Source organism: Terrabacter koreensis (assembly GCF_054783315.1).
Window position 1 is genome coordinate 552,148 of sequence record NZ_BAAGQU010000005.1, and the last position, 17,224, is coordinate 569,371.

Genomic DNA, 17,224 nt, shown 5'->3' on the forward strand with positions numbered 1-17,224 from the left:
GGACGGGCCGCGTCCGGGTGGTTCAGATCGCCAGTGCCGGATCGACCTCCACGACGCTGGAGCGGCCGACAGCGCGGGCGTGGACGGTCTCGCCCTCGCGCAGCTGCAGGTCGGCGGCGTCTCGGCGCGTGATCTGGGCCGCGAAGCGTGCCCCGGAGTCGGCGCGGAGGTCGACACGCACCTCGAAGCCCAGCGGCACGACCCGCTCGACGACCGCCTCGACGACGCCGGGCGAGCCAGCCACCTTCGCGTCGAGCGCCAGCGCCGTCGCCCGGTCACGCTCGAGCACGATGTCGTGCGGGCGCACCAGCTGGTCGCCGAAGTGCGCCACCGACCCGAGGAAGCCCATGACGAAGTCGTTCGCCGGGCGCTCGTAGAGGGTCACCGGGTCGCCGACCTGCTCGATGCGGCCCTTGTTGAGCACGGCGATGCGGTCGGCGACGTCGAGGGCCTCCTCCTGGTCGTGCGTCACGAGCACCGTGGTGACGTGCACCTCGTCGTGGAGGCGGCGCAGCCACTGGCGCAGGTCGGTGCGCACCTTGGCGTCGAGGGCGCCGAAGGGCTCGTCGAGCAGCAGCACCTGCGGGTCGACGGCCAGTGCGCGAGCCAGGGCCATGCGCTGGCGCTGCCCGCCCGAGAGCTGCGCCGGGTAGCGGTTGCGGAAGCCGTCGAGCCCGACGATCTCGAGCAGCTCGTCGACCTTCTTGTCGGTCTCGGCCTTGGGCCGCTTGCGGATCGTCAGGCCGAACGCCACGTTGTCGCGCACGGTCATGTGCTTGAACGCGGCGTAGTGCTGGAAGACGAAGCCGATGCCCCGCCGCTGGGGCGGCTCGTTCGTGACGTCGCGGCCCTCGATGGTAACGGTGCCCGAGTCGAGCCCCTCGAGCCCCGCGATCGAGCGCAGCAGCGTCGACTTGCCCGACCCGCTCGGCCCCAGCAGGGCGGTGAGCGACCCGCTGGGGATGTCGAGACTCACGTCGTCGAGGGCGGCGAAGGACCCGTAGTTCTTGCGCGCGTCGGTCACGGTGATCATCGGTCGCTCCTCTTGCGGTCGAGCACGGTCATGAGCAGCAGGACGACGAGCGCGATGCCCATGAGGAGGGTGGCGGCGGCATACGCGCCGTAGGTGTTGTGGTCGTCGATGTAGCGCGAGTGGACGAGCAGGGTGAGCGTCTGCGACACCCCGGGGAACCCGGACGACACCATGATCACGGCTCCGAACTCGCCGAGGGCGCGGGCGACCGTGAGGACGATCCCGTAGGTCAGGCCCCAGCGGATGGCCGGCAACGTGATGCGCCAGAACGTCTGCCAGCGGTTCGCGCCGAGCGTCGAGGCCGCCTGCTCCTGCTCCTGGCCGATCTCGTGCAGCACCGGCTCAACCTCGCGCACGACGAACGGCAGGGTGACGAAGAGGGTCGCGATGACCATTCCGGGCAGGCCGAAGATGACCTTGAAGCCGGCATTGTCGAGACCGCCGAACCAGCCGCCGGCCCCCCACAGCATGATGAGCGCGACCCCGACGACGATCGGCGACACGGCGAACGGCAGGTCGACGACGGCCTGCAGCAGTCCGCGCCCGCGGAACCGTCCGCGCACGAGCGCCAGTGCCGTGGCCACCCCGAACACGACGTTGAGCGGCACGACGATCGCCACGATGAGCAGCGAGAGGTTGATGGCCGACTGGGCCGCAGGCGTCGACACGGACGCGACGAACTCGCCGATGCCGGGCGAGAAGGTGCGCCAGAGGATGACGGCGATCGGCACCGCGAGCAGCACGAAGAGGTAGCCGAGCGCGATGACGCGCAGCGAGATCCGGGTGCCCGTCGAGATCCTCATGCGTCACGCTCCTCACGACGCTGGGTGCGGCTCGAGAGCACCCGCAGGACGAGCAGCGTCAGGAAGGCGATCGCGAGGAGCGCCACCGACACCGCGGCGGCGTTGAGCGGGCGGTCGATCTCGATCTGCTGCTGGATGTACTGCGAGGCGACCTGCGTCTCGCGCGGGATGTTGCCGCCGATGAGCACGACGGAGCCGTACTCGCCGATCGCACGGGCGAAGGCGAGTCCCGTGCCGCCGAGGATGGCCGGCGCGAGGGTCGGCAGCACGATCCGGCGGAACGTCGTCCAGTTCGAGGCGCCGAGCGAGGCCGCAGCCTCCTCGACCTCACGGTCGGCCTCGATGAGCACCGGCTGCACCGAGCGCACGACGAAGGGCAGCGTGACGAACAGCAGGGCGACGACGAGGCCCCATCGGGTCGCGTTGAGCTCGACGCCGATCGGGCTGTTCGGCCCGTAGAGCGAGAGCAGCACGATGCTCGCCACGATCGTCGGCAGGGCGAACGGCAGGTCGATGAGCGCGTTGACCACACGCTTGCCCGGGAACTCGTCGCGCACCAGCACCCACGCGACGAGCGTCCCGAGCACGGCGTTGACGACGGCCACGATGGCCGACACGAGCACCGTGACCCACAGCGACGCGAGCGCGGTCGGGGCTGTGACGGCCGCCCAGAAGCCGGAGACGCCTTCCCCGAACGATGCGACCGTGAGCGCTGCCAGCGGGAGCAGCACGATGACGCTGAGCCACAGGGTCACCACCCCGACGCCGAGCGGGCGGGCGAGGCCGATCCGGCGCCGCGGCCTGCTGGGCGGTGGCGCGGCCCCCGGGTCCGTAGCGTCGTCGCCGCTCACCCGAGGCCGTATGCCGTCCCGGTCCTCACGCTCGCCCGGCCGGTTCCCGTCGGGCCGGTGCTCGTCGGGTTGGTGCTTGTCGGCTTCCGGACGCGCCGGCAGGGGCGCCGCGGCGGCGGCACCCCTGCGCTGGTGGATCCTGGCGGTCACTGCGTCGCCTGGTCGTAGATCTTGGCGATGTCACCGACGTCCTTCTTGAAGAGCGTGGAGTCGACCTTCTTCCAGCCCCCGAGGTCGGCGATCGCCCAGAGCTTCGTGGGCGTCGGGAACTTCGAGGCGAACTCCTGGGCGACGGACGCGTCGACGGGGCGGAAGCCGGCCTCGGCCAGCAGCTTCTGGGCCTCCGGCGTGTAGAGGTAGTCGTTGAAGGCGGTCGCCTTGGCAAGGTTCTTGCTGCCCCTGAGCACGGCGGCCGGGTTCTCGATCTTGAACGTCGTGGGCGGCGTGACGTGCTGCACGGGGTCGCCGTTCTTCTCGACGAAGAGCGCCTCGTTCTCGTAGCTGAGCAGGACGTCGCCGCTGCCCTGGAGGAAGGCCTCGGTGGCCTCGCGGCCCGACTTGGGCTGGATCTTGACATGGTCCTTGACGAGCGCGCTCACGTAGGCGAGGCCGGTCGCCTTGTCGGCGCCGCCGTTGCTCTTCGCGGCGTACGGCGCGAGCAGGTTCCACTTGGCCGACCCCGACGAGAACGGGTTGGGCGTCACGACCTCGACCCCTGGCTTGAGCAGGTCGTCCCAGTCCTTGATGCCCTTCGGGTTGCCCTTGCGCACGACGATCGTGACCACTGAGCCGAAGGGAATTCCCTTGTGCTCGTTCGCATTCCAGTTCGCATCGACGAGGCCGGCGTCCACCAGGCGCGTGACGTCGGGTTCTACCGAGAAGTTGACGAAGTCGGCCTCGGCGCCGGCGGCGACCTTGCGGCTCTGGTCGCCGGAGGCGCCGTAGCTCTGCTGGAACTGGACGCCCTTGCCGGCATCGGTCTTCTGGAAGGCAGGGATGACGACGTCGAAGCCGACCTTCGGGACGGCATACGCAAAGAGGTTGATGGTGCTCGTCGCGGCACCGGCCGCCGTGGAGCCGGGCTGCTCGACGGTGTCGCTGGCGCCGCCGCCGGCGCACGCCGACAGGCCCAGGGTCGCGGTGAGGGCGATGGCGGCGAGGGCGAGGTTGGGGCGGCGCATGGCTGGCTCCTGAGAGGTGGGGCGGCGGTCGTGTGCGGGGGTCGTGCCCAGGGGAGAGCGGGAGGCTTTCCTATCTGTTGCATGGGAGTTTCGAATAGGCGGGCGTTACCGGTCAAATAACTCGGAATTATGTCTCAGAGTGTGGTCCGGCCCGGCGACGCAGCGGTGCACCTCAGCGCTGCACCTCAGCAATCGGCCGACAGTGATCGCACGCGCAGCACCGGCCCGACCATCGAGGTCGTCATGACGGCGGTGGCCCGGTCGCCGCTGACCGTCACCCTCGCGCCCGGCTCGGCGTCCAGCGCCCGCCCCTCGGGCAGGAGCAGCTCCCACGTGGTGCCGTCGTCGGCATCGAGCACGAGGGGCCGCATCTCCACGTCGGCGCGCCGCAGCGTGCCACGGGCGACCACCGTCGAGGCCTTCCGGGACTCCGACGCCCTCGCCAGGCGTCGCAGCTCCTCCGGCACGCCGAGTGACGGGACGCCCTCCGGCCCAGCGGGATCCGTCCCCTGTCCGGGCTCCCGACCTCCGCCCGGACGCCGAGCGGGGAGGCCCCGGCGGCTGCCGGGACCTCCCCGTCGTTCAGGGCCTGCCGGCCCTCGTTGGTTGTTCACCCCTACGGCACGTCCACCCGCACGATGGTCGGGTTGGGCATGCCCACGCTGCCGCCATAGGCGACCGAACCGAGCCACTTGCCCGACGTGAGGCCGGTGAAGCCGAGCGCGATCGTGCCCGTGCCGCCGGTCGTCGCCTGCGTCGGCGCGGTGACCGTCATGTTGGCGGGCGAGACCGGGGTGGTGGGCAGCACCCACGTGTGCAGCTTGTACGGCGTGGAACCGGCCACGCCCCAGCCCTGCACGACGACGGTGTAGGTGCCCGCGGACGGAGCGAGGAGGTTGACCTCCTCGGCCGAGGTGCCCGAGCCGCTCGATCCCACCAGGTCGGTGCCCTTGAAGACGCACAGGTCGATGTCGCTACCGGCGTTGACGTCGGCGTCGAACATGGCGAACCGCGCGAACGACGTGCCGTCCGGCACGCTCACGGCGTGCTTCTGGGCGTTGGGCGAGCTGAGCGAGCAGGTCGAGTCCGTCGGGTCGTCGGCCACGGTGCCGGCCGTCACGGTCGCGGGCACGAGCCCGCGCGGCGTGGCGCTGAACGGCCCGGTGTAGCCGAAGGTGACGCCGTAGGACGTGCCCGTCGGGGGCGCCGTCACGGTCCGTGGCGCCGCGAGAGCGACGGGCCGGACGACGATGGGCGAGCGGACCGAGTGCTTGCCGTCCGACCACTCAAGGTTGCCGGCCGTGTACTCGTTGAGCGTCGCCGTGTCGCGCTGGAGCCTCACCGTGAACGAACCGCTCGCCCCGGGTGCGAGGCTCAGCGTGGACGGCGTCACCGTCACCGAGAGGCCCGGCACACTGGCAGCCGCCGAGTAGACGGACGCCGTGGTGCCCGCGTTGGTCACCTTGCGAGTCACCGTCTGAACTCCTGCCAGGTCACCGACGGCGATCGACGCGCCGTTGAAGTCGCTGGCGTCGGTCTTGTAACCGGCGGCCGTGAGGGTCGAGCAGGTCCCCGCACTCACCGCGCTCGAGCTGCCGCAGAGGAAGGCGAGCCAGTCGTTCCAGCCGCTGTCGTAGACGAGGCCGGGGTCGGCTGCGGCGTTCGGCTTGACGTGACCGGCGCCCTGCGAGAACGCCAGCCGCGCCGGCGAGGCGCTGTCCTTGACGTCGTAGCCGGTCGTCATGAGCGCGCTCTTGACCGCCATCGGCGACCAGCCCGGGTGCAGGTCCATGAGCAGGGCCGCGAGACCCGCGACGTGCGGCGCCGACATCGACGTGCCCGAGAGCAGGTTGAAGCCGTAGCCACGGTTCGTCGAGGGCGACACCGCCGCGAGGATGTCCTGGCCCGGTGCGATGACGTCCGGCTTGAGCAGGTCGCCGCCGCCGGCCTGCAGCGGCCCCCGCGACGAGAAGGCAGCCGTGAACGGCGCCGTCGCGTTGGTGACCAGCTCGGCCTTGTTGATCGTGGCCGTCGCACCCGCCGTGGCCGCGTACGCCTTGACGGCAGCGCGGTCGGTGTTCTGCAGGTGGACCGTCGGCACGGAGTGCAGGTCTGCGTTGATGGAGTTGCTCGTCGGGTTGACGAGGATCATGCCGACGCCACCCGCCTCCTGCACCGCAAGGCTCTTGTTGGTGCGGCCCGTGACGCCGCGGTCGCAGACGACGATCTTGCCCGCGACCTTCGCCGGGTCGAGCACGGTGGCGCCGTCGGCACTGGAGTAGCACAGGGCCACCTGGGTCGGGTCGGCCCCGGCCTTGCCCACGGCGGTGGAGTCGACGAGTGGCGCGGTGACCGCGCTGGCGGCGATGCTCGCCCCGGTGTACGTCGTGTCGTTGCCGAGCGTGACCGAGCCGCGACCGTCGCGGTTGTGGGTGCCTGCGGCGACCGTGGTCACCCACGGCGACGGGTGCGCCACCGTCGAGGGCGTCGGTCCGCTGTTGCCTGCGGACGCCGAGACGAAGATGCCGGCGCGGGCGGCGAAGAGGAACGCGATCTCGGCGGGGTCGGCGAAGTTCGTCTGCGTGCCGCTCACCGAGTAGTTGATGACGTCGACGCCGTCGGCCACCGACTGGTCGATGGCGGCCACGAGGTCGGACGTCGTGCCGCCGGCCGTGTCGCCGCTCTGCGTCGACCACAGGGCCTTGTAGGCAGCGATGCGGGCCCGCGGCGCGATGCCGCTGATGCCCTTGGGGGCGATACCGGCGGCAGCGCCGGTGACGGGAACGGCGAAGTTGCCGCCCGACGTGCTCGCCGTGTGCGTGCCGTGGCCGTTGTAGTCACGGGGTGAGGTGAACTCCCACGGCTTGTCGCGGTCGATGGCGGCGTTGCCGCCCTGTCCCTCGTTGAAGTAGCGAGCGGCGACGAGCTTCTGGTTGCAGAGCGAGTTGTTCCACTGCTCGCCGTTCTGGCACTTGGCGTTCCAGCCGGGGATCTGCTGGTAGGCCAGCTTGCCGGTGGCCGTGCGTGTCGGGGTGCCGTTGGCGTCGACGCGGTCGGCGAACGACAGGGACTCGGGCCAGATGCCGGAGTCGATGACGCCGATCACGATGTTCTCGCCGGCGCTCTTCGTGCCACCGAGCTGGTCCCACAGACCGCCCGGATCGGTGAGGCCGAGGAAGCCCGGCGTGGTGGACGTGTCGATCGTGTAGGTCTGCTGCCTGGTGACTGCCAGCACGCCGGCGGTCGAGCGCATCGCCTTGGCCTGTGCGCCGGTGAGCCGCGCGGCGAAGCCGTTGTAGGTGTACGCGTAGTCGTAGAGGCGCGAGGTCGCACCGACGGACCGCAGCGCGTTGCCGTGCTTGCTCTTGAGGTTGTCCGTCCAGCGGGTCACGGCCGCCGACGTGACGTCGATCTTCTTGCCCTTGGCGGGTCGCGTGGCCGCGTAGCCGGCCGTCGACCCGTCATAGGCGACGACCGGGAGGTCGGCCATCTGGACGACGTAGACGCCGTCCGAGTCCAGGCCGTCGGCGGCGGCCGAGACGGCGGGGGCAGCGGCGGTCGAGGCGGCGTCGGCCGCCCCCGTGCCCGCGACGCTGAGTGAGAGTGGCACTGCGGCGAGTGCAGCAAACCATCGGCGATTCATGGCTCTCCTGAGGTGTGGTCCCCGAGCAGGCACGTGGGCGAACTGCTGCACCCGTGTGGGAGGACCATAACCGCGCGATGGCTCGTTTGGGGAGGCTTCGACGACCTTCACTTTTCCGGTCGGCGCCGTGTAATCCGCACGTGAGGACCGATCAGTCCCAGGTCCGCCGACGTTCTTGCGCGGGCGTGACCGATGAGTCCGGTTCGCCGGAGTCGCCCGAGCCGTGACCGGAATGGCGAAGGGTGAGGTCGAGCAGCGCCACGGCGCCGGCCTTGTCGAGGGGCTCGTTGCCGTTGCCGCACTTGGGCGACTGGACGCACGACGGGCAGCCCGACGCGCACTCGCACGACGCGATCGCCTCGCGCGTCGCCGACAGCCACGAGCGCACCCGGCGGTAGCCGCGCTCCGCGAAGCCGGCCCCGCCCGGGTGCCCGTCGTAGATGAGGATCGTCGGCAGCCCCGTGTCGGGGTGCAGGGCCGTGGACACGCCGCCGATGTCCCACCGGTCGGCGGTCGCGAAGAGGGGCAGCATCCCGATGGCTGCGTGCTCGGCGGCGTGCGCCGCACCGGGTATGCCGGCTTCCTCGACCCCGGCCGCCGCGAGCTCCTCGACGGGCATCGTCCACCAGACGGCCTTGGTGGCGAGCGACCGCGGGGGCAGGTCGAGCGGGTGCTCGCCGAGCACCTCGCCACCGGGCAGCCGCCGCAGGAACGAGGTCACCTGGTTGCGCACGGTGACGTGACCGAACGAGCAGCGCAGCGGCCCCCACTGCTGGTGCTCGACCTCGTGGACGATCTGGAAGTCGCTCACGGACTGCGCCTGCGTCGTCCAGCCGGGGTCACCGCGTACGGCGAAGGCGGCGTGGTCGTCGAGCTGCAGCTCGGTCACGACCCACGTCTGGCCCTGGTGCAGGTGCACGGCCCCGGTGTGCACCTGGGCGTGCGCAGCAGCCTCGTCGACGGTGCCGACGACCCGCCCGGTGCGGGTCTCGATGATGCGCACCGGCTCGCCGGCGCCGCGCAGCGAGAGGTGGTCGGCCGGCCGGTCCTCGCGGCCCCAGAACCACCCACGCGGCCGTTTGCGCAGGATGCCCCGGTCGACGAGCGCGTCGAGCAGCGAGCGGGTCTGCGCCCCGAAGATCTCGAAGTCCGCCTCGGTCAGTGGCAGCTCGGCAGCGGCGGCGGCCAGGTGCGGCGCCAGAACGTGCGGGTTGTCGGGGTCGACGACCGTCGCCTCGATGCCCCGACCGAAGATCGCCTCGGGGTGGTGCACGACGAAGGTGTCGAGCGGGTCGTCGGCGGCGACGAGCACCGCGAGCGAGCGCTCGCCCGACCGCCCGGCGCGCCCGGCCTGCTGCCACAGCGACGACAGGGTGCCCGGCCAGCCCGCGAGCAGCACCGCGTCGAGCCCGCTGACGTCGACTCCGAGCTCGAGGGCGTTCGTCGCCGCGAGGCCGAGCAGCTGCTTCGAACGCAGCGCCTTCTCGAGCTCGCGCCGCTCCTCGGGCAGGTAGCCGCCCCGGTAGGCCGCGACCTGCTCCTCCTCGGTGACCGAGACGCGCTCGCGGGCGATGCGGGCGACGACCTCCACCCCGGCGCGCGAGCGCGCGAACGCGACGGTCTGCACCTGCTCGCGCACGCAACCGGCGAGCAGCTCACCCGTCTCGGCCACGGTGCTCACCCGCTTGGGCTGGCCGTTCTCGTCCACGAGCAGCGGCGGCTCCCACAGGGCGAAGGTCATCGACGCGCGAGGGGACGTGTCGCGCGTGACCGGGGCGACCGGCATACCCAGGAGACGGCTCGCGTGCTGCTCGGGGTCGGCCACGGTGGCGGACGCGAAGACGAACGTCGGCTCGGACCGGTAACGGCTCGCGACCCGGCGCAGCCGCCTCAGGACCGCGGCCATGTGCGCCCCGAAGACGCCCTTGTAGACGTGGCACTCGTCGACGACGACGTAGCGCAGCGCGCGGAGGAACGAGCTCCAGCGCTCGTGCCCCGGCAGGAGCGAGTGGTGCAGGAGGTCGGGGTTGGTGAGCACGAGGTTCGCGTGGTCGCGGATCCACCGGCGCTCGTCCGTCGGGGTGTCGCCGTCGTAGGTCGCCGGCCGCACCTGCGGCAGCGCCAGCGCCCCGATGCGGCTCAGCTGGTCGGCGGCCAGGGCCTTGGTGGGGGAGAGGTAGAGCGCGGTCGCCCCACGCCCGTTGGGGGCGCTCGCGCCGGAGACGAGGTCGCTGAGGATCGGCAGGTGGTAGCCGAGGCTCTTGCCCGACGCCGTCCCCGTGCTGACGACGACGTGGCGACCCGCGTGGGCGGCCTCGGCCACCTCGACCTGGTGCGCCCACGGCGCCTCGATGCCCGACGCGAGCAGCGACCCGAGCAGCGTGGTGTCGACCCACTCGGGCCACGGCGCGTGCTCCGCGTCGCGGGCCGGGACCTCGTGCACGTGCACGAGACGTTCGGGGTGGTCGCCGACCAGGATGCGCAGCAGCTCGTCGGGGGTGGGACGGTGCTGCGCCGCCGCTCGGACACCCGCTCGGACACCCGCTCGGGCACCGGCTCGGCCGCCCGCACGGGCCGCGGCCGCGCTCGGGCCGTGGCCGGACGATCCCGGCACGGATCCGCGGGGCGCTGGCTCGCCGTTCATGTGGAGCAACGGTATGTCGTCGGGGTACGGTAACCGACGTGCGGGGCATGTTACTGCGCGGTCAGTCACGTCGGGGAATCGTGATCGACGCGGTTCGGTCAGCACGACGACACGCACGCAGACACGCACGCAGACACGCACGACGACAGGCATGACCAGGAGAACGGCTGACCCCGCTCGGGGCAGCCGCACGCAGCACAAGTGTGGGGACAGGAAGGGGCACAGGTGGATCTCTCGATCACCCGAGCCGACCACGGCGACCAGACCGTGGTGCACCTCGGCGGCGAGATCGACGTCTACACGGCGCCGCTCGTTCGCGAGAAGCTCGACGAGCAGATCCAGGGCGGACGCACTCAGCTCGTCGTCGACCTCACCGACGTGACGTTCCTCGACTCCACGGGCCTCGGCGTCCTCGTCGGGCGGCTCAAGCTGGCCCGCACGCGCGGCGGCTCGATGCGCCTCGTCGGCAAGGACGACCGCGTGCTCAAGGTCTTCTCGATCACCGGCCTCGACAAGGTCTTCGAGATCCACCCCGACCTCGACTCTGCGCTCGCAGCGGGCGAGTCGGCGGCCGCGACCTCCGGCCCGGCGCAGGGCGAGAAGTCCTGAGCGACACCCCCGTCGTCGACGAGCGGCTGGTCGCGCTGCTGCGCGCCGACCTGTCCGCGGCCGGCTTCACGGTCGACGGTGTCGCCGAGCGCCTCGGGCCCGTCGCGTCGGCTGCGTTGCACCGCGAGCAGCCCCTGCCGGCCCTCCTCGCCACCGACCTCGAGTCGCCGTCGGGATCCGCCGCGCCCGATGCGTGCGGCACGCTCATCCGCGTCTTCACGCTGGGCCGCGCCGTTCCGGCCTCGGCCCTCGCCGAGGCGCTGCCGACCCTGACGGTCGAGGGGGCGGTGGCCCTCGGGCTCGTCCGTGTCGAGAACGGCCGGGCCGGCTTCGGCGCCGGCCGTGACGTCTCGGGGCGTCTGGCCGTCGCCACCTGCGACCTGCGTCCCTACGGCGACGACGCGCACGACTGGTGGGTCGCCTCGGACCTCTCCGAGCTCGCCGTCGGCGGGCCGTTGCGCGCCGACCACGTGCTCGGCATCGGCGGCGCGTCCACCACCCTCGCGTCGTGGACGGTGCGTCGCCCCGTCGACCGCGCCCTCGACCTGGGCACCGGGTGCGGCGTGCAGGCGCTGCACCTCACCGCCCACGCGGGTGCGATCGTCGCCACCGACATCTCCCAGCGAGCCCTCGCGTATGCCGCCTTCAACCTCGCGCTAGCCGCGTCCGAGGGTGCCGGCGCGGTTCCCGACGTCGAGCTGCTCCCCGGTGACCTGCTGGATCCCGTTGCCGGCCAACGGTTCTCGCTCGTCGTGAGCAACCCGCCCTTCGTCATCACCCCGCGCGACCAAGGCCTGCCGCTCTACGAGTACCGCGACGGTGGCCGCCCCGGAGACGTGCTCGTGCGCTCGCTCGTGCAGCAGGTCGGCAGCGTGCTCGAGCCCGGCGGGGTCGCCCAGTTCCTCGGCAACTGGGAGGTGCCGACCGGCCGCTCCTGGCGCGACGTCTGGATCGAGTGGCTCGACGAGCAGGCCGCTCACGGGGTGGCTCTCGATGCGTGGGTGGTCCAACGCGAGTCCCAGGACCCCGCCGAGTACGCCGAGCTCTGGGCTCGCGACGGCGGTGCCAGCCCGGGCAGCGAGGCGCACTCGCAGATGTATGCCGCCTGGCTGCGTGACTTCGCGTCGCGCGACGTCGAGTCGATCGGCTTCGGGGTGGTCACCCTGCAGCGTCCCGCCACCGACCGGCCGACGTGGCGCTCGCTCGACGAGGCGCACGGACCGGTGGCTGCACCCATGGGCCCGGCCGTCGACGCCGGCCTGCGCGCCCGCACCTGGCTGGCCGAGCACTCCGACGACGAGGTGCTCGACGTCGCGTGGTCCTGCGCGCCCGATGTCACCGAGGAGCGGCACGGCGTTCCCGGCGCCGACGATCCGAGCGTGATCCTCGTCCGGCAGGGCGGCGGGCTGGGACGCGTCGTGCGTGCCGGAACCCTGCTGGCGGCATACCTCGGGGTGGCCGACGGCGAGCTCACGGCACGCGCCGCGCTCGACGCGATCGCGACGGTGCTCGAGCTCGACCCGGGCGAGGTGCGCGCCGAGCTCGTCCCCCAGGTCCGCGACCTCGTCGCCGACGGCCTCCTCGTCTGACCCTCTCTGCATCGAGAAAGCAGTCCGTCCGCACTCTCGAGGACGTTCTGTACGCCCATGGCCTGAAACCGGTTGTGAGTGAGTGCTCACTCATTCAGAATGGTCCGGTGCGACAGCGAACGGGGCGCGCCGCGCCCATGCACCCGGACGACCGCCGAGAGGCGCTCATCGGCGTCTTCCTCGACCTCGCCCACCGGGAGGGCAGACCTCCGACGACGAGCGAGATCGCACGCGAGGCGGGAGTGGCCGAGGGCACGATCTTCCGGGTCTTCGCCACCAAGGACGCCCTGCAGGACGAAGCGGTGCAGACGGCGTTCTGCCCCGCGCCGGTGCGGCGGTCGATCGCCGCCATCGGCACCGACCTGCCGGTGCGCGACCGGCTCGTCGCGTTCACCACGATCCTGCAGCGGCGCTTCACCGAGGTCTTCGGGCTCATGGGGGCGCTCGGCCTCACCGAGCCGCCCAACCGCGGTCCGCACCTCGCCTGCTACGCCGCCGGCCGCCACCTGCGCGGCGCCGGTGACGCACCCCAGCCCGGCGCCGAGGAGTGCGAGCCGCACCAGCCCCTGCTCGACACCATCCACCAGCTCGTCCTCGGCGAGTCCGACCTGTTCGTCGTGCCGGCCCGCGACGTCGTGCACCGCATCCGGCTGCTCTGCTTCTCGGGCAGCCACCCCGGCATCGCCGACGGCCTGACCCTCACGCCCGAGGAGATCGTCGACACCGTGCTCTACGGCGTCGTGCCCCGGCCGCCGGCGGCGGGCAGCGGCCTCGGCATCGCCGAGCTCTACGCCGAACTCGGCGGCGAGCTCGGCGGCGAGCTCGGCGGCGACCCCAGCGCACTCGTCGGAGAGGAGCCAGCGCATGCAAGGCAGGCACCAGCCGTTGACCCTCACCCGACGTGAGGTCGTAGCGTCGCCGACCGGCCCGCACCCCCTCTGCACCCACACCGAGCACAGCCAGCACACAAACCACACCGAACGAAAGGCATGCGCATGTTGATGCGACTGCTCCGCAGCCACCTGCGGCCCTACGGGGGCGAGATCTCGCTCATCGTGCTGCTGCAGCTCGTGAGCACCCTCGCCTCCCTCTACCTGCCGAGCCTCAACGGCGAGATCATCGACGACGGCGTGGCCAAGGGCGACACCGGCTTCATCATGCGGCACGGAGGCCTCATGCTCGGCGTCAGCGTCGTGCAGATCGCCGCCGCGGTGGGTGCCACCTACCTCGCCGCCAGGGTCGCCATGGGGATGGGTCGCCAGATGCGCGCGAACATCTTCGGCACCGTCGTCGACTACTCCGCCCAGGAGGTCGCGAAGTTCGGCGCCCCCACCCTCATCTCGCGCAACACCAACGACGTCACCCAGGTGCAGATGGTGACGTTCATGGCGTTCGCGCTGCTCGTCACGACGCCGATCATGATGGTCGGCGGCGTCATCATGGCCCTGCGCGAGGACGTCGGCCTCTCCTGGCTCGTCGCGGTCGCGGTGCCGCTCCTCGGCCTGTGCGTCGGTCTCATCGTCTGGCGCATGGTGCCGTGGTTCGGCCGCATGCAGACCTCTCTCGACGGGGTGAACCGGGTGCTGCGCGAGCAGATCACGGGCATCCGCGTCGTGCGGGCGTTCGTGCGCGAGGGCCACGAGGAGGAGCGCTTCTCAGAGGCCAACGCGACCCTGACCGAGGCGGGCCTGCGCGTCGGCCGGCTCATGTCGCTCGTCTTCCCGATCGTGATGTTCATCTTCAACGTCTCGTCGGTCGCGGTGCTGTGGTTCGGTGCGCACCGCATCGCCACGGGAGACATGCAGATCGGGGCGCTGACGGCGTTCCTCAGCTACCTCATCCAGATCCTCATGGGCGTCATGATGGCGACCTTCATGGCCACGATGATCCCGCGCGCCGCGGTCTCGGCCGGCCGCATCCAGGAGGTGCTCGATACGAGCTCGTCGGTCGGCGAGTCGGTGCAGCCGCTGCCCATCAAGGCGGACCGCGCCGGCGTCGAGCTCGTCGACGTCGACTTCCACTACCCGGGCGCCGAGAACGCCGTGCTCCACGACGTCTCGTTCACGGCCGAGCCGGGGCGCACCACGGCGATCATCGGCTCCACGGGTGCCGGCAAGACGACCCTCATCGGCCTGGTGCCGCGCCTCTTCGACGTGTCGTCCGGGCGGGTGAAGGTGGGCGGCGTCGACGTGCGCGACCTCGCCCTCGACGAGCTGTGGTCACGCATCGGCCTCGTGCCGCAGAAGCCCTACCTCTTCAGCGGCACCGTCGCGAGCAACCTGCGCTACGGCAACCCCGACGCCACCGACGACGAGCTGTGGGAGGCCCTGCGCATCGCTCAGGCCCGCGACTTCGTCGAGAAGATGGACGGTGGCCTCGACGCGCCGATCGCGCAGGGCGGCACCAACGTGTCGGGCGGTCAGCGCCAGCGCCTCGCGATCGCGCGGGCCGTCGTCAAGCGGCCCGACGTCTACCTGTTCGACGACTCGTTCTCGGCCCTCGACCTCGCGACGGACGCCCGCCTGCGGCAGGCGTTGCGTCCGGTCACCCGCGAGAGCGCCGTCGTCATCGTGGCCCAGCGCGTCTCGACCATCGTCGACGCCGACCACATCGTCGTGCTCGAGGACGGCCGCGTCGTCGGCCAGGGCACCCACGACCAGCTCCTCGACTCCTGTGAGACCTACCAGGAGATCGTCGAGTCCCAGCGCAGCGCGGAGGAGGCGGCCTGATGGCCGAGGGAGTCAAGACCGCGGAGGAGAAGGCCGCCGAGGCACGTCGGGGTCCCGCCCGTCGCGGCGGACCGCCGCACATGCAGATGGGCCAGCCGGGTGAGAAGTCGCTGAACTTCGGCCCGTCGGCCAAGCGCCTGCTCGGCCTGCTCCGGCCCGAGCGCACCAAGCTCGTCGTCGTCATCGCGCTCGCGGTCGTCAGCGTCGTGCTGAGCTCGATCGGCCCGAAGATCCTCGGTCGCGCGACCGACATCATCTTCGCCGGCGTCATCGGCAGCACCGTCAAGGTGCCGCCGGGCACGACGAAGCAGCAGCTCGTCGACGGACTGCGCGCGAACGGCCAGACCACGTATGCCGACCTGCTGGCCAACGTGGACTTCACCCCGGGCGTCGGCATCGACTTCGAGGCGCTCAAGGGTGTGCTGCTGCTCGTCGTCGCGCTCTTCGCGATCGCCTCGCTGCTCATGTGGATCCAGGGCTGGGTGCTCCAGGGCCTGCTGCAGCGCACGATGTTCCGGCTGCGCGAGGAGGTCGAGGCCAAGCTCAACCGGCTGCCGCTGCCCTACTTCGACCGGCAGCCGCGCGGCGAGGTGCTCTCGCGCGTCACCAACGACATCGACAACATCTCGATGTCGCTGCAGCAGACGCTCTCCCAGCTGTTGACGTCACTGCTCACCGTGGTCGCGGTGCTCGGCATGATGTTCTGGATCTCGTGGCTGCTCGCCCTCATCGCGCTCGTCACGATCCCGATCTCGGTCATGGTGACGGCGGCCATCGGCAAGCGCTCGCAGAAGCTCTTCATCCAGCAGTGGCGCAACACCGGTGAGCTGAACGGCATCATCGAGGAGACCTTCACCGGCCACGGCGTCGTCAAGGTCTTCGGTCGCCAGAAGGAGGCCGAGGCGGCGTTCGAGAAGAAGAACGACGAGCTCTTCGGTGCCGCCTTCGGCGCCCAGTTCATCAGCGGCATCATCATGCCGACGATGATGTTCATCGGGAACCTCAACTACGTGCTCGTCGCCGTCGTCGGCGGACTGCGCGTGGCGAGCGGCTCGATGAGCCTCGGTGACGTGCAGGCCTTCATCCAGTACTCCCGCCAGTTCACGCAGCCGCTCACGCAGGTGGCCTCGATGGCCAACCTGCTGCAGTCGGGTGTCGCCTCGGCCGAGCGTGTCTTCGAGGTGCTCGACGCCGAGGAGCAGCAGGCCGACGCGGGCACCCCGGCGACCATCGACGACCCGCACGGCGCGGTGGCCTTCGAGGACGTGTCGTTCAGCTACGTCGCCGACAAGCCGCTCATCGAGCACCTCGACCTGTCGGTCAGCCCGGGACAGACCGTCGCCATCGTCGGTCCGACCGGTGCGGGCAAGACGACTCTCGTCAACCTCATCATGCGGTTCTACGAGCTCGACGGCGGCCGCATCACGCTCGACGGCGTCGACATCCGCGACCTGACCCGCCACGACCTGCGCTCGCGCATCGGCATGGTGCTGCAGGACACCTGGCTCTTCGGTGGCACGATCCGCGACAACATCGCGTACGGCCGACCGGGAGCCAGCAAGGAGGAGGTGCTCGAGGCGGCGCGCGCCACCTACGTCGACCGCTTCGTGCACTCGCTGCCCGACGGCTACGACACGGTGCTGGACGACGAGGCGAGCAACATCTCCGCCGGTGAGAAGCAGCTCGTCACCATCGCGAGGGCGTTCCTCTCCGACCCGGCGCTGCTCATCCTCGACGAGGCGACGAGCTCGGTCGACACGCGCACCGAGCTGCTCGTCCAGCAGGCCATGGCGGCGCTCCGGTCCGACCGCACGAGCTTCGTCATCGCGCACCGCCTCTCGACCATCCGCGACGCCGACCTCATCCTCGTCATGGAGGACGGCCGCATCGTCGAGCAGGGCTCGCACGCAGAGCTGCTCGCTCGCGACGGTGCGTACGCCACGCTGTATGCCGCCCAGTTCTCGGGTGCGGCGGCCGACCTCGACGAACAGGTCGCCGGTCCGCCCGCTCCACCCGAGCTGGCACGGGTCGGCGCCGGGGCTCCCGGTCCGGCCGGCGGGCCGGGAGTGCCGGCTCCGGACAACGCGGTCCCGGCCGACTCGCGCGGCGACTGAGCGCCCTGGCCCGCGAGCGTCGAGCGTC

Annotated in this window: 12 protein-coding genes; 5 read left to right on the forward strand and 7 right to left on the reverse strand. The window is 71.3% G+C overall.

The features are described 5' to 3' along the window. Positions 1-22: 22 nt before the first annotated feature. The 7 genes from ACYVNR_RS14830 to ACYVNR_RS14860 form a co-directional block, all read right to left on the reverse strand. Positions 23-1,033, reverse strand: a complete 1,011-nt coding sequence (locus ACYVNR_RS14830; RefSeq protein WP_045190643.1) for a sulfate/molybdate ABC transporter ATP-binding protein — start codon at positions 1,031-1,033, stop codon at positions 23-25. Continuing rightward, entirely contained in the window at positions 1,030-1,836 is an 807-nt protein-coding gene (gene cysW / locus ACYVNR_RS14835; RefSeq protein WP_045190641.1) for a sulfate ABC transporter permease subunit CysW, read from the reverse strand. Before cysW ends, ACYVNR_RS14830 begins: the two co-directional genes overlap by 4 nt. Continuing rightward, positions 1,833-2,837, reverse strand: coding sequence for a sulfate ABC transporter permease subunit CysT (gene cysT, locus ACYVNR_RS14840; protein WP_461048941.1), 1,005 nt, complete (start codon positions 2,835-2,837; stop codon positions 1,833-1,835). Before cysT ends, cysW begins: the two co-directional genes overlap by 4 nt. After that, entirely contained in the window at positions 2,834-3,868 is a 1,035-nt protein-coding gene (locus ACYVNR_RS14845) for a sulfate ABC transporter substrate-binding protein (RefSeq protein ID WP_461048943.1), read from the reverse strand. Before ACYVNR_RS14845 ends, cysT begins: the two co-directional genes overlap by 4 nt. A gap of 185 nt (positions 3,869-4,053) precedes the next feature. Further along, complete coding sequence (locus ACYVNR_RS14850) at positions 4,054-4,335, reverse strand: DUF5818 domain-containing protein (RefSeq protein WP_461048945.1); 282 nt, start codon at positions 4,333-4,335, stop codon at positions 4,054-4,056. Between the two features lie 149 nt (positions 4,336-4,484). After that, entirely contained in the window at positions 4,485-7,478 is a 2,994-nt protein-coding gene (locus tag ACYVNR_RS14855; RefSeq protein WP_461048947.1) for a S8 family peptidase, read from the reverse strand. Between the two features lie 184 nt (positions 7,479-7,662). Further along, positions 7,663-10,155, reverse strand: a complete 2,493-nt coding sequence (locus ACYVNR_RS14860; RefSeq protein WP_461048949.1) for a DEAD/DEAH box helicase — start codon at positions 10,153-10,155, stop codon at positions 7,663-7,665. 225 nt (positions 10,156-10,380) lie between these two features. Here ACYVNR_RS14860 and ACYVNR_RS14865 point away from each other — a divergent pair, with 225 nt between their 5' ends. The 5 genes from ACYVNR_RS14865 to ACYVNR_RS14885 all read left to right on the forward strand — a co-directional run bounded on the left by ACYVNR_RS14865 (position 10,381) and on the right by ACYVNR_RS14885 (position 17,196). Further along, entirely contained in the window at positions 10,381-10,764 is a 384-nt protein-coding gene (locus ACYVNR_RS14865) for an anti-sigma factor antagonist (RefSeq protein ID WP_045190773.1), read from the forward strand. Continuing rightward, a complete protein-coding gene (locus tag ACYVNR_RS14870) occupies positions 10,761-12,353 on the forward strand; it encodes a DUF7059 domain-containing protein (protein ID WP_461049392.1) in 1,593 nt (530 codons plus the stop codon). The genes ACYVNR_RS14865 and ACYVNR_RS14870 overlap by 4 nt, the downstream gene beginning before the upstream one ends. A gap of 107 nt (positions 12,354-12,460) precedes the next feature. After that, positions 12,461-13,258 (forward strand): TetR/AcrR family transcriptional regulator, encoded by a 798-nt coding sequence (locus ACYVNR_RS14875; protein ID WP_461048951.1) that lies wholly within the window; start codon positions 12,461-12,463, stop codon positions 13,256-13,258. A 90-nt stretch (positions 13,259-13,348) separates the two neighbouring features. Then, positions 13,349-15,082, forward strand: coding sequence for an ABC transporter ATP-binding protein (locus ACYVNR_RS14880; protein WP_045190770.1), 1,734 nt, complete (start codon positions 13,349-13,351; stop codon positions 15,080-15,082). After that, on the forward strand, positions 15,082-17,196 hold the full coding sequence (locus tag ACYVNR_RS14885) for an ABC transporter ATP-binding protein (RefSeq protein WP_458803293.1): 2,115 nt from the start codon (positions 15,082-15,084) through the stop codon (positions 17,194-17,196). Before ACYVNR_RS14880 ends, ACYVNR_RS14885 begins: the two co-directional genes overlap by 1 nt. The last annotated feature ends 28 nt before the right edge of the window (positions 17,197-17,224 follow it).

Coding starts and splice junctions, on each gene's coding strand:
- ACYVNR_RS14830 (WP_045190643.1), bottom strand. CDS start 1,033: ATGATCACCGTGACCGACGCGCGCAAGAACTACGGGTCCTTCGCCGCC.
- cysW (WP_045190641.1), bottom strand. CDS start 1,836: ATGAGGATCTCGACGGGCACCCGGATCTCGCTGCGCGTCATCGCGCTC.
- ACYVNR_RS14845 (WP_461048943.1), bottom strand. CDS start 3,868: ATGCGCCGCCCCAACCTCGCCCTCGCCGCCATCGCCCTCACCGCGACC.
- ACYVNR_RS14860 (WP_461048949.1), bottom strand. CDS start 10,155: ATGAACGGCGAGCCAGCGCCCCGCGGATCCGTGCCGGGATCGTCCGGC.
- ACYVNR_RS14880 (WP_045190770.1), top strand. CDS start 13,349: ATGTTGATGCGACTGCTCCGCAGCCACCTGCGGCCCTACGGGGGCGAG.
- ACYVNR_RS14885 (WP_458803293.1), top strand. CDS start 15,082: ATGGCCGAGGGAGTCAAGACCGCGGAGGAGAAGGCCGCCGAGGCACGT.